General features: G+C 37.2%; 12 protein-coding genes. 6 read left to right on the forward strand and 6 right to left on the reverse strand.

The annotated features are described in order from the left end of the window. The first annotated feature begins 15 nt into the window (after positions 1-15). Positions 16-1716 carry a DNA polymerase/3'-5' exonuclease PolX gene (polX, locus tag HVN35_07065; GenBank protein ID NYB52297.1) on the forward strand — a complete coding sequence of 567 codons (1701 nt, stop codon included), beginning with the start codon at positions 16-18 and terminating at the stop codon, positions 1714-1716. Positions 1717-1830: 114 nt separating this feature from the next. Here the strand turns inward: polX and HVN35_07070 are convergent, their stop codons facing one another. Further along, a complete protein-coding gene (locus tag HVN35_07070; protein ID NYB52298.1) occupies positions 1831-2784 on the reverse strand; it encodes a ribonuclease H-like domain-containing protein in 954 nt (317 codons plus the stop codon). Between the two features lie 168 nt (positions 2785-2952). On the opposite strand from HVN35_07070, the gene HVN35_07075 reads away from it, so the two are divergent. Both HVN35_07075 and HVN35_07080 read left to right on the forward strand, forming a co-directional pair. Further along, entirely contained in the window at positions 2953-3483 is a 531-nt protein-coding gene (locus HVN35_07075) for a hypothetical protein (GenBank protein ID NYB52299.1), read from the forward strand. A 104-nt stretch (positions 3484-3587) separates the two neighbouring features. Further along, positions 3588-4529, forward strand: coding sequence for a pyridoxamine 5'-phosphate oxidase family protein (locus HVN35_07080; GenBank protein NYB52300.1), 942 nt, complete (start codon positions 3588-3590; stop codon positions 4527-4529). A 454-nt stretch (positions 4530-4983) separates the two neighbouring features. On the opposite strand, the gene HVN35_07085 is transcribed toward HVN35_07080, so the two are convergent. Further along, on the reverse strand, positions 4984-5184 hold the full coding sequence (locus HVN35_07085; GenBank protein NYB52301.1) for a hypothetical protein: 201 nt from the start codon (positions 5182-5184) through the stop codon (positions 4984-4986). A 1005-nt stretch (positions 5185-6189) separates the two neighbouring features. Between HVN35_07085 and HVN35_07090 the strand changes: the two genes are divergently transcribed. The 3 genes from HVN35_07090 (at position 6190) to HVN35_07100 (ending at position 8748) form a co-directional block, all read left to right on the forward strand. Then, on the forward strand, positions 6190-6609 hold the full coding sequence (locus HVN35_07090; GenBank protein NYB52302.1) for a hypothetical protein: 420 nt from the start codon (positions 6190-6192) through the stop codon (positions 6607-6609). Between the two features lie 284 nt (positions 6610-6893). Continuing rightward, a complete protein-coding gene (locus tag HVN35_07095) occupies positions 6894-7883 on the forward strand; it encodes an ATP phosphoribosyltransferase (protein ID NYB52303.1) in 990 nt (329 codons plus the stop codon). Positions 7884-7980: 97 nt separating this feature from the next. After that, positions 7981-8748 carry a hypothetical protein gene (locus tag HVN35_07100; GenBank protein ID NYB52304.1) on the forward strand — a complete coding sequence of 256 codons (768 nt, stop codon included), beginning with the start codon at positions 7981-7983 and terminating at the stop codon, positions 8746-8748. Between the two features lie 76 nt (positions 8749-8824). Here the strand turns inward: HVN35_07100 and HVN35_07105 are convergent, their stop codons facing one another. From HVN35_07105 to HVN35_07120, 4 genes are all read right to left on the reverse strand, one after another. Then, positions 8825-11407 carry an ATP-dependent helicase gene (locus tag HVN35_07105; protein NYB52305.1) on the reverse strand — a complete coding sequence of 861 codons (2583 nt, stop codon included), beginning with the start codon at positions 11405-11407 and terminating at the stop codon, positions 8825-8827. Between the two features lie 144 nt (positions 11408-11551). Further along, a complete protein-coding gene (locus HVN35_07110) occupies positions 11552-12316 on the reverse strand; it encodes a metallophosphoesterase (protein NYB52306.1) in 765 nt (254 codons plus the stop codon). Positions 12317-12615: 299 nt separating this feature from the next. After that, entirely contained in the window at positions 12616-12852 is a 237-nt protein-coding gene (locus HVN35_07115) for a hypothetical protein (GenBank protein ID NYB52307.1), read from the reverse strand. 81 nt (positions 12853-12933) lie between these two features. Then, positions 12934-13599 (reverse strand): molybdopterin-dependent oxidoreductase, encoded by a 666-nt coding sequence (locus HVN35_07120; protein ID NYB52308.1) that lies wholly within the window; start codon positions 13597-13599, stop codon positions 12934-12936. Between the last annotated feature and the right edge of the window lie 110 nt (positions 13600-13709).

A 13709-nucleotide genomic window follows, 5' to 3' on the forward strand; every position in this document is an offset into this window, starting at 1 on the left:
CACAGAAACAGATATATGTACAATAAGAAGGTTGCATCCATACTTCACAGGGTCGCGGATTATCTGGAAATGGATGGTGTTGATTTTCGAACCAAGGCCTACCGTAGGGCAGCTCACACTATAGAAACCCTCAGTGTTGATATCAAACAGATAAGGGATCAGGGGAAGTTAGAAGACCTTCCAGGAGTTGGCAAACATATTGGGGAGAAAATTGAGGAAATCTTAGACACAGGAAAACTAGAGTACCTGGAAAATCTTAAAGAGGAGTTTCCTCTGGATCTTGATGCATTAATGTCAGTGGAAGGTTTGGGTCCCAAGAAAATTAAAATTCTCTACCAGGAACTGGGTATAAAAAATTTAGATGACTTGGAAAGAGAGGGAAGAAGACATCACATCCGCAGATTAAAGGGTATGGGAGCAAAGACTGAGGCAAAAATACTTCATAACCTTGAATTTGCCCGTAAAAGCACTGGGAGACAGTTACTGGGAGAAGTTCTACCACTAGCAACTGAAATCAGAAAAAGAATCAGATCACTTGAGGTGGTGAAAAAAGCAGAAATTGCTGGTTCCATCAGACGCCGTAAAGAAACTGTAGGGGATATTGATATTTTAACGGTAACTGAACATCCAGATGAAGTGATGGACTTTTTCACTCACATGGACCTTGTTGATGAAATAATAGCAAAAGGACATTCCAAATCAACAGTAAGATTATTTAATGGTATGGATGCAGATATACGTGTTTTCAAAGAGGAAGATTTTGGTTCTGCCCTAGTCTATTTCACAGGTTCACGTGAAGTCAATATCCAACTGCGCAAAATAGCCATATCTCGTAAAATGAAACTCAATGAGTATGGGGTGTTTAGGGGTGATGAACGATTAGCTGGAAGAACAGAAAAAGAGGTATTCCAAGTATTAGGATTAGATTACATTCCACCAGAACTCAGGGAGAACACTGGCGAGATAGAAGCAGCCCGGGAAGGAAAACTACCGCAAATAGTTGATGATAGGGATATAAAGGGTGATCTTCACCTGCACACTGACTGGAGTGACGGGAAGGCAACTATTATGGAAATGGCATGGGAAGCAGCAATTAAGGGATACGAATACATGGCCATAACTGACCACACCCACCTTCCAGTGGCTCGAGGAATGGATGAGAAAAGATTAAAAAACCAAATGAAGAAAATCGATGCAATCAATGATGAAATAACTAACATAACCATCTTAAAGGGTGCTGAGGTCAATCTGGATTCATATGGTAATCCAGACATACCTCAAGATCTTCTGGAAGAACTCGACATTGTTATAGCTTCAGTGCACTACGATCTCCGTCAGGAAGCAGAAAAAATGAATATGAGGATCATAAAAGCCCTAGAAAATGAACATATCGATATCCTGGCCCATCCCACAGGACGGAAACTCAAAGAGAGGCAAGCCTATGAATTAGACTTGGAACAATTATTCCAGAAAGCTGCAGAAACCGGAACAGTACTTGAAGTCAATTCGCAACCAAAAAGACTGGATTTAAAGGATATTCATATTAAAATGGCAGTTGAACATGGAGTTTATCTTGCAGTGAATACTGATGCCCACAGTGCTGGTGATTTAAGTTACATGGAACTGGGTGTGGCCACGGCAAGACGCGGATGGGCTGAGAAAAAGGACATCATAAACACTATGCCTCTGAAAAAAATGTTAAAAGCACTAAAATAAAGTTAAGTGTCACGTTAAATGGTATTTATACAGTGTTATAGTAACATTAAAGGATGTAAATCTCATTAAAATCAAATTTATATCAAAAGTGGGAGTATAATCCAAATTAGGGGTTTAAAAATCTGAACTTTGGTGGAGTAAGGAGAGTATCCGTGCCAGGGTGATAACATCTTCTCTGTTGTGTTCTATAATTGGTATTAAGGGTCCAATATTTCCGGTTTCTCGATAGGTGAGATAAAATTCAGGAACCTGACTACTGGGAACATCATCACATCTTTCCACGCCAAAAAGGTGTTTTTCAAGTGTTTGTAATCTGCAATTGGGAAGCTGGTTTCTCCACTGGCGACGGGAATAGTGAAGAAGATCCAGGTGCTGACTGTTTATTGTATTATTAAGTCCATGATAACGTATTCTACTTCTTATAAAGGGCACATCAAAGCTTCGACCGTTAAAGGTAACATAAATTTTTCTATCATCCTGATGGGATAGGAAGCCATCCAAAACTGCTTTTTCCTCTTTTAAATCCCTTAAAAGATATTGATTTATGATTAAACCATCTCGTGATGTTTCTGCAACACCAATTAAAATAAGGGGCACCTCTTTAAGACCAAGGGTTTCAATATCCATAAAAAGCATATTTTCTAATCCCGATAACGAAGATAAAAGGAGGTTAAGTGGATGGGAAGATGGATATCGTGATGAGATCAATTCTAGGATACTATCAATATTTTCACATTCCACATTCTCTGTAAGCTCACATGCAGCTTTACCATAAATTTCATGCTCTTTCAGGTCTTCCAACGAGCTGTAGCCTTCTTCCTTTAGTTTTATTTCTTTCTTCTCTCCAATTCCTTTAATTAATTTCAAATCACTCATGACACACTCTTTAACCTTCTTCTGGTCCAGAGTTTGAATTTCAAGTTCCTCTTCAGTGGTGAAACAGTAACATGAACCCCAATTTGTTTCTATTTCTCTCCCGTTTTCTAAATCTTCCAGTGATTTATCCTGATATTCTTCTAAGAGTTTTTGTTTAAGTTTTTGAGGATCATTCTCATGTCTAAAAGGCATAAAAACAGGACTCCAATTATAAATGATGGTATTTTTCCCATGTTGCCATGTACTATTTAATTAAAAATTTATCTAAAATTTATACCATAACCTTTATGTTGTTAAGGCCATATATAGCTGTAATATAATAAATTTACTCAAAAACCTTATAATTAAGGGGGTTAAAACTTGAAAAAATATCTGTTAATGATTGCATTGATTATTATGGCAGTTACAGTGTCGGGTTGTACTTCCACTTCTACCATAAGTACCAAGAATATCACTGCTGGCGGAATGTCCTTCGAATACCCGGATACTTGGAATGCATCCAGTCAGTTAGGTGAAAACGTTACCAGGATAGTTGTGGCCAATCAGGAGTTCATATCATCTAATGGTACCAGGGGTAGTGTGGTGTTGATTATGAAGGTTGCAAATACCAGTACCAGCAACATGACCCAGGCAAGACAGGAACTCATTACCCAAGCTCAACAGTCAGGACAAAACGTAACCAGCAAAACTGTAACCATTGCCGGCTTAACTGCCAGTGACATAAGCTATATAGGAAATGATACTCAGGGAAAAAAAGCTTATGCTAGGCTTATAGACTTTGAAAAGAATAACAACCTTTACATGCTCCTGTTTGCCACTGGTGGTGGTGCAGATGTGAATTCTGCGCAATCATCCTTTGATGTGATTGTAAAAAGTTTCAAAGTGGAATGATGAGAGGATGGAGTGGGATGAAAAGAAAAACTAAATGATTCCCTCCATTTCTTTACTTTTTAAATATTTATTTTTACATGAAAATCAATTTCGAGGAGGATAAGATGATAAAAACTCTAATTTTGTATGAAAGCAGGTATGGTTCTACCTGGGAAGCGGCTCGTATAATTTCTCTTATAAACGGACCCTCTCGTCGTTACCCACTGTCGCAATTCGATGCATCCTGCCGGGAATTTGATTTTATTATTTTTGGCACACCCATCTACAATGGGAAGATCCATCCCAAACTGGAAATCTTCCTTGAAGAAGAGAAGGAATGGTTGAGCAAGAAATATATTGCATTTTTCTGCACCTGTCTCAATGGTTCAGAAGGGCTGCGAGTCCTCAGGCAAGTTGAAGACCAATTGGAGGCTAATGTTCTTGAACTGGGTGTTTTGGGTGGTCGCCTTCAGATGGATCGCTTAAATGAAAGGGATTATAAGGCACTAACTGAATACATATCCCGGGAAGGTCTGCCTCCTCAGGGAATGGATTTGTTCAGTAAGGAAGAAGTTGTTGATTTGGCTTTACGCTTTAAAGAAGTTAAGGATGGTCTTTTAAAGAAGATGCCAGTATCCAGGCTTAGAGAAGAAGTAGAAAACTTTTTAAAAGATCATAATACTTGTACAATGGCTACCAGCTCCCCTGGAAGAGTAAGAGCCACTCCGCTGGAATATAATTACAACCAGGGTCAAATCTATATTCTCAGTGAGGGTGGGGAGAAGTTTGCCAACTTAATCACCCATTCTTCAGTTTCCATAGCAGTTTATGATGATTACACGGGTATGGATAGTTTAAATGGTATGCAGATTACTGGTGATGCTACCATGGTTGAAGACAAGGATGAGTATGATAAAGTACTCGAGATGAGGGGCTTAAATAAATCCTTCATTAAAAAATTGCCAGTTGATTTAAATCTGATACGGGTGGATATGGAGAAGGTTGAATTTCTAAGATCTGATTTTAAAAAACAGGGATATTCTGCCAGACAGGTTTTGCATTTTTAAAAAAACTAATCTACATATGGGCTAATAATTCATAAAGTGTTTATAATAAATGGGTGTTGATGTTTTCATAAAATGCGTGTCTTGTCAAAGTATACTTCTCACTGTATACTGTAAGATAAGAAATAAGATGAGAATGAGATATGGTTATTAATTAAAATTTAATAAGTATTAATTTAACTCCTTGAACTAAAAATCTTTGAAACTACAAAAAATCAATCATCACATATATACTGGTTCATTGAAATACTGCTTTTTTGATAAAAATGATTTTGATAAGTCTGGGAATTGAATAACTAACATGTTGCTTACACTTTCATCATAAAAAAAACTTTTTATTTAACACTATTTCTTCTTAATCATTATTATGAGTAGGAAATATTATGAGTAGGAAATGAGTGGGAAAAAATTCAAAGGAACTGTTTTAGAAAAAAATTTGAAATGTAATATTAAAGAATTAAAAGATCTGGCTACTATCAATTACTTTTATAAATTCCGTGGCATGTTCTCTGGTTGTGGTGTTGGAATCATATTTATATGTTTCATAAATTATAGATGGTATTCCCGCCTTGCTTAAGGGAATAGTGATATATTCTGCGCTTGAAGTGTTTGGCGGGTAATAATATTTAATCCATGGAAGTTTGTCTTTTAATTCCATGGTTATGGCCAAGGATTTCGAGTCTTTACCTGGTGCAAATACAAAACGGTTAACAGAGTAGCTACCATTACTTGAATGAATCTCAACAGCTAATTGGTATTTATTCTGAACTATATCAGCTACAACATACTTTTTTGCTAATTTCTGACCTTTTAATCTTTCTTCCGGGTAATTATCCTCATAGATGGGAGCATTTATTATGTACAGGTATTATGCTTTTTTTAGATTTGCATTGTTTTCTCGTATAGAATCAATTAGGCTTTTATGAGCATCTGATTCACGGGGATGAACACCCACAATGTAAGCTGTGGTAACATTGGAACTGCTGTTTCAGTAAGGCCCTTCTTTTATAACACAAGAATCATTGCTTTTACCCAGATAGTACTAGAAATCTTGGAGTAACTGTGAGAGCTATCTGAAGAAATCAAATTAAATGACGATAGCAAAAAAGCACATAAAATGATTATAAGAACTGTAGAAATTATAAAAATATCTTTTTTCTTCCTTTGATTTTTAACGTAGCGTATTTTATAGAAACAGTTTAATAATTTGCAGATACCGGAAGATTTTTCTTCCTTATTAAGTCTACGCTTCTTTATTCTATTTTTACTTAAAGGATTCTTCATATCAACCGGAGCGTGTTATATTTTTTTGAAATTGTTATTTACATTATAATCTTGTTTATATATTCTTGTTTATAAAATTATTATGTCATTCTAAAACAATAAAGAGTCGAAACTGTCTTTTAGATTAATCAACTGATCTGCAACAAAAATAATTTTAAGTTATTTCGTTAAACATCGCTATAACGAAGTAATATTATAATGTATTATATAATTTATATTAGTTAATATGAAATATTTAGTAAATTCTTATTTAGCAAATTCTTGGGAATTATAACTTCCAAAAAAATGATAGTATTTGCTTGTAGAAAATATCATCATCAAAATTAATAATGATGAATCACTTAATAGATAGGATAAGGTGTAAGGATAAGGTGAAAATGTGCGATGTCCGAAATGTGGGGTAGAATATCCAGAAAATTCCGATCGATGCATAAACTGTGGTAACCCCATAAACATGAACTCAGAAATCAATAATTCAGAAAAGAACATTCAGGAAAATAACCTTCTGGAAAAATCTGTTGATGGAGAGGAAGTCAAAAAGGCATACATGGCGTTCAAACTTCTGGGATTAATTGGCATTATATTTTTCCTTCCCTTAGCAGTAGTTTCTGGCTTGTACCTGATAACTCGAAAAGAAAAAGATGCTAAATACTGGGGATTTGCTTTTGTCATTTCAGGTGTTGTGCTATGGGTTATTGGTGTAATAATGATTTACACCATGGGATTTGACAAATTTATGGCAACCTATAACTTAACAGATTATTCTAATAATTTAACCAGCTATGGGTTTAAGTATTGATTCTTAACCCTTTTTTGGCATATTTTTCGAATTGGCCGATCTGAATAATTCTTTTTGATTATCAAACAATTTTCTTCATTTTTTGTAAATTTTCAAAAAAATAAAGATAATAGAATTAAGAGATTATTAAACAAGAGATTTTAAACAAGAGATTAGTTATATTAGAAATGATATTAGAAGTTTAAGTTAAACAATAAACTAACCTAGCTGACATTTGAAGTTTAAAAATGTTTTAATAAAATTAATAGATTATGCTGAGATCAATAAGAAATAGGAGAAATAATATGGAACAGATTGTACTAGGACTCCCTAAAGGGAGCTTAAATAATGTTAAACGTGGGAATACTTACCAATTATTCATTGATGCAGGATATGAGGTTCGAGGATACGAACCTGGTAAGGAAGAAAATGAAATAATCATCCTTAATGACCCGGAAATAAAAGGATTTTTGACCCGCCCACAGAGTGCTCCAGTTGAATTGAACAGGCAAATACTGGATCTGGCTATAATAGGAGAAGACTGGGTAAGGGAAGAATCTGTAAACCTTGATGAAGAACTTATCCAGAAAATAGGGGACTTGGATTACGGTAAAACCCGACTCATCGTGGCAGTACCTAACGATGATCCTTACGAATCATTAACTGAATTCTTCAAAGCGAATAAAGACAGAAAACACCCTATATTGTGTTTCACAGAATACCCCAACCTCACCCGGCAGTTTTTTATGGATAATGAAGGTTACCAGGAAGTCTTCGGTGATACGAAACCTCTGGTTCAGATAAGAGGTTTATGGGATGGGGAAAATGAAATGGTTCAAATCATCAATTCTGATGGTGCCACAGAGGTATACATAGCCAAAGGCGCTGATCTAGTGGTGGACAACACCCAAACTGGAAGCAGCCTCAAAAAGGCTGGATTAAAAATACTGGAAACAATAATGGAATCCAGTGCAGGACTATATGCAGGTCCCAGCTGCAAAGGAGAAAAAGCAGAGAAGGCTAAAACAATATTTGATCAACTATTCGGAGCTATTGAAGCACGTAAATACTTTGATGTTAAATTTAACATAGCAAATCACCGTATGGATGATGTTAAAGATTTCCTGCTTTCCAATGAACTATGCTCTGATGAACCAACCGCAGTGAAAGGAAGTAGTTTTTCACAGATAAATGTATTAATCCCTAAAAACAAGTTTCCAGAAATGTTAAAAGGAATAAAAAGCTTCGGAGCATCAGCAATTGTCCGGGAAGATGTCAAACAGTACGTAAAATAAAAACTAAAATTTTATTTGTAGGATAACGTAAAAATAACAAGCTATGGACATAAGAGAAGGAAAAACTAAATTCTTGATTAGGTTAGGTGTATCCTCTATGAAGCAATTCTTAATCACACCTGCAGCAGGTAAAAGGTTAATTGCCAAGGCTATTGCCAGTTATCCACCTCTTGAAGAAGCACTTGAGTCAGGAACAGTTGTTATTATTGCTGGAACAACCAACGGTTATGTGGCTGAGGAGGTCCTCTCAAAAATTGGTCAAATTGACGGATTCTCCAGAAAGAGATTCTTCAGGGGCATCGTACTCCCACCCACCATGGTAAGGAAGGAAGATGGACGTTTACTGGATGAAAGCGAATTTCATGGAGATGTGGTAATTGTAAATGGTGTTTGGAAGAAGGGTTTGAGCATATTCGATGTGGTTGATGACCTTAAAGAGGGAGATATTGTTATTAAAGGGGCTAACGCCCTAGAAATGCCTCGAAAGAAAGCAGCTATCTATATTGGTCATCCTCAGGCTGGAACCATAGGTGCATCATTGCAGGCAGTGGTTGGCAGACGTGTGCGGTTGGTTCTGCCAGTGGGTTTGGAAAAAAGAGTCATCTCGGACTTAGATGAACTGGCACTGAAATTAAACTCTCCTGGTGCACAGGGACCCCGGTTACTACCTGTGGTAGGTGAAGTATTCACAGAAATAGAAGCTATATCCCTTTTATCTGGTGCTACAGCAGAAATGGTGGCTGCCGGTGGAGTGGCAGGAGCAGAAGGTTCAGTCTCACTAGCAATCAGTGGCACAAATCAGGAAATAGAAGATGCACAGAAAATAATAATGTCAGTTTACAAAGAACCTGGTTTTTCTTTCTAACTACACAAATCTAAATGTGCTTTAAAAATTGCTTTTAAAATTATTCTAATTCTTTTTTCTTTTTAAAATTTATAATTCAAATATCACCAATCTCCTTAATAATGGCCTGATGCATTCTTCTTATGAATTCTATCCTTTCCTCATACTTCAACACGTCCAAGTACCCTTGAGAAACCAGATTGAAAGCAAAAGGTGAAGGTATCCTGGTGTTAATTTGTTTAATATCCATTTTTCCACTTTCAAGCAATTCTAAAACTTTTTTAGCATTCTTCACATCCATGAAGTCTTCCATAACCTCTCGACGTGCTTCCTTGAGGATGGAAAAGTTAGGATCCAGTTCTTTAACAAATTTAAGCAGAATTTTGCCTTTAACTTGTTGGCGACCCACAGATTTCTCCTGCCCCTTGTAACGTCGCAGGATCATGAGTGATCGTCCAGCACAGTGTCTGAAGCGTCCAGCAAGTGTTTCTGTCCGATCGATGGCTTCTTTAAGGTATTCCTCCAGATTTTCAGCACTTAGCTCTTTCAATGCTTCCAGACCGCCAATTTTACCCTCACTGGAAAGGTAGAACCCGTTATCAGATATGGAAATCATCACGTCATGCCGGTATCTTCTAGCTATCACATAGGCCAGGGCACGGCTAAGTGCATCGTTAACCCTTCTGCCAAAGAGTGTATGGAAAACAACGAATTTCCGGCCACCAAAACCAGTGTAATATTCCACCAGAAGTGTTTTAAGGTTAGGGACAATTGCATAGAGGTATTGCTCCCGGAAGTACTGGTAAATAGAGTGGGCCGCATTGTAGTCCAGGTAAAGATATTCGTGGATAAATTCAATAATTTCATCCTTACTTCTCCCCTTTTTAAACTCCCATTCCAGAATCCCCCGGAATTTTTGTATTTCCATGGCCAGGTCAAAGGATAAGGGTAGTTGTTCTGAAAACCAGGATGGTATGGTGGGAGGTCCAGAAGCAGGGCTTACATTGACAGTCATACCCCGGGCATAGTTGAAACGGTATATTCGACCACCCAGTACGAAGCTATCACCCTTCCTGAGTTTCTCCATGAAATCTTCTTCAATACGACCTACTACTTCACCTCCGCATTTCACCACGGCAGCGCTGCGATCAGGGATGGTGCCAATGTTAGTGGAGTAGAGCATACGTGCCAGTTTTCCCCTTCGACCCATCCGATTTTCATCCCAGTCCACCCAGATCTTGGCATAAACGTAACGCTCCTCCAGACGGGTGTATTCACCGGCAAGGTAACTTAAAACACTCTTATAATCATCTTCAGTAAGTTCACGGTAAGGATAACTACTCCGAATAAGTTGCAGGGCTTCATCCAAGTCCCAGCGCTGTTCAATAGCCATACCATAGATTTGTTGAGCTAAAACATCAAGACAATTCTCCGGGATGTGTATTTCGTCAATTTTACCCTCCAGGGCGTTTTTAAGGATCAGAGCACATTCCACCAGGTCATCCCGGTCAACCACCATCAATTTGCCCTTAGATTTTTCATGAAGCTGATGACCACTCCTACCTATCCTCTGCAGAGCCCGGGAAACAGATTTTGGACTGGAAACAAGTATCACCAGGTCTATGTATCCAATATCAATACCTAACTCCAGGCTGGTGGAAGAAACAACAACTTTCAATTTGCCTTCCTTTAGTTTGTTTTCAGCTTCCAGGCGCAGGTCCCTTGATAAGCTGGAATGGTGAGCCATTATGTTCTGGTCATGGTAACTATCTGGAAACCTTTTTTTAAGGTTAAAAACAACACTTTCCGTTCCACTGCGGGTGTTGGTGAAAATAAGGGTGGTTTGATGTTCCTGGATGAGATCATGAAGCATCTTATACATGGCTTTATTGGTTTCATCAGGATCAGTGGCTATAATATCCTTTACTGGACAGACAACTTCCATGTCTAATTGTTTAAGGTAATTAACATCCACGATAAGACAATCCCGTGGCTGGCCATAACTGTAACCCACCAGAAACTGGGCCATCCTTTCCAAGGGGTGGACAGTAGCACTGAGACCGATGCGGACGAATCCGCCTGTAAGGTGATCCAATCGTTCCAGGCTCAAACTTAGATGGACTCCACGTTTGTTTTCAGCCAGGGAGTGAATTTCATCAACAATCACGTACCGAACCTTGGACAATTTTTCCCTGAATTTGGGAGCGCAGAGGAGTATTGAGAGAGATTCAGGAGTGGTGATGAGTATGTGAGGTGGATTTTTAAGCATCTTAGAACGTTCATATTGAGTTGTGTCCCCGGTTCGAACCGCTTTTCGAATACCTAGCTTCCTTTCTGCAATTTTTTCAATTTCAGATAAGGGTTCTTCCAGGTTCTTTTCAATATCATTGTCCAGGGCCTTCAGGGGTGATATGTAAAGGCAGTAAACACGATCTTCCAGTATATCCTGTTCTGCCAGGCGGGTGAGTTCGCTGATAATGGATAAAAAAGCAGTGAGGGTTTTACCTGAACCTGTAGGTGAGGATACCAAGACATTTTTTCCCTGGTGAATGTCCACAATGGACTGGCGCTGAGCCTCAGAAAAGGTTTCAAACTTTGCCTGGAACCATTCACGAGCCCAGGGATGTAAAATTTTATAAATATCCTTATCAGAATACTTCTTTTTCTGTCTTGAGATCATTTTATCCTAGTAGTAACTGAATCTTGAAATTATGTCTTTCTATTTTTTTTAACCTTACAAGTTTAGTGTAACAGTTAATCATCGTGAAATTCCATTTTAATATGATTTAATCTTATATATTCTAAAGTTGCCTGGGTTTTTCTCTTAAAATTCACTGAAATGAGGGTCATACTTGTAAGGTTCCTCTTGGACCTTTAAAAGATGACCTATTTTTCCGAAATAAAAAGTTTCAAAGTTTTCAACCCCGTAAACTTCCATATTGTCGGGTTTGGATTCTTTCAAAAATGGTGAGAGAACTTTCTCATGCAGAATATCGGATCCTTCGCTGATAAAGTTAAATGAAGGCATTACAATTATTTTTTTATCCCTGAAATACCCTGCCAGGAAGCATTTAATTTTTTCCATTCTTTCACCACTTCTGATTCCCACGGATGGATGTTCATGCCCTATTACAATAGTTTCTTCTTTAATTTCGTCCCATTTTTCTGGGATTTGATCACCATGCATTACCATAAAATTGCCTGTTGAAAAATTTGGATAAACATCTAAATCTGTTTTTGCAGCGATTATGGGTGTCAGGGGGTCATGGTTACCCTTGATGAGTATTATCTCCTGAAATCTCTCTTTCAGGTAATCAATGAATTTTATGGTTTCTTTCCATTCCTGGCGGTTGATTTTTCCAAATTCGTGTTTCAAATCTCCATTAATGATAATTTTAGCACAATCACTACGCAAATGAATTTCTTCCATTCTTTTTATTATTTTAGGATACTGAAATTTTGGGATCATGATTCCCTGATAGTTAAGTGCTTCCTCATAACCCAGATGAAGATCTGATATAACCAGATAATCATCTATTTCCAGGGCTAAATCACATATATTTGCACCGTAAATATTATCACAAGTCATATATGTCCTCTAATATTAGAAAAAATATTTAAAATCCTTTTTGTTAGGATTTACGTTTATGTGGACAAATTGTTAGGAAAAATTATCTGGATTTTTTATTGATTCTAAGCGAAATTGAAAATATTATTAATTGGTGGGGAATTGTAATATAATACTAAAGCTATCCAGGTTTCAATTTTATTGATTAAATTCAATAATTTTAATTCTAGGTAATTATTACCATTAGGAAAATTTGTTTATAAATGTTTTTGTGGGAATAAGTAATCAGAAAACTAATAAAATGACTGTTGATGTTAGTGTTATTTGATAATTCTTTTAGGCCACAACCATGGGAAAAATAGGTGTATTAATAGCAAAAGTAGGAATGGTAGGAAAATTGCGGTGTGAATCTGGAATGAAAGGGTTTTATCCAGTAAACCACTGCTTAACCATTCTATAGTCTGGTAATAGGTTATTCCCAGGCCAGATATGATAACCATGCAAATGATAATTAGGAGAATGATGTGAACAGTTTTTTTAGTGGTTGCCAGGTCCATTTTTTCAACCTTCGGTATTTTCATAACTGTTAATAGAATGGTTGCATGTTAGAAATGATATAGTAGTTTAAACTCTCCAGATCATTTTAAAAAGCTCTCATTGAGGTTTCCCAGATTGGAGTAGCCTCTGCTTTCCCAGTATCCCTGGTAGTTAGGGTTGTCAGATAGTTCAATCTTGTTAATCCATTTAATCCACTTGTATCCCCATTTACTCTCTGCCACCAGCTGGAATGGGAATCCTCGTTCAGGCGGTAAGGTGGCATTGTTCATTTTGTAGGCCATGATTATCTGCTTCTTCTGGATATATTCCAGGGGGAATGAGGTTGAATATCCATCAACTGCATAAAAAATTATGGTGTTGGCTTGGGGTAAAGGTTGAACTTCATTTAAAATGTCTTTAACCATTACTCCCTGCCATAGAATATTAACACTCCAACCTTCCACACAGTCCAGTTTAACTACTTTCTGGTAACTTTGAAAACCCTTTATCTGGTCGTAGGTGTAATTTCTGGGATTCAAAACTAAACCAGTAACTTCTAAGGAATAGTTGTTAATATCAACACGTTGGGTTCCTTTAATGGAGTTTTCACGGAAGTCATTTACAGAGGAGAGTTGCTCTCCCTGATACTCTCTAACCTCCACCGAATCAAGGGGTATAGATGATGGCTGGAGGAAGCCCAGACTAAGAGTAATTGCCAGGAGCATGATAAAAGCAATGGAACTTATGGCAATGAATTGCTTATTCATTTTTCCCCCTAATTCTTATTCATAAGAGAAGGTTAAGTTATTATTTAATAATTCTGCCTATTGGGCTATTGAAAGCTTTTTAGGGATATTTTATTTCCATTCATTTTTTT

Source organism: Methanobacteriaceae archaeon (genome assembly GCA_013403005.1).
In the GTDB taxonomy this organism is placed as follows: Archaea; Methanobacteriota; Methanobacteria; order Methanobacteriales; family Methanobacteriaceae; genus Methanobacterium.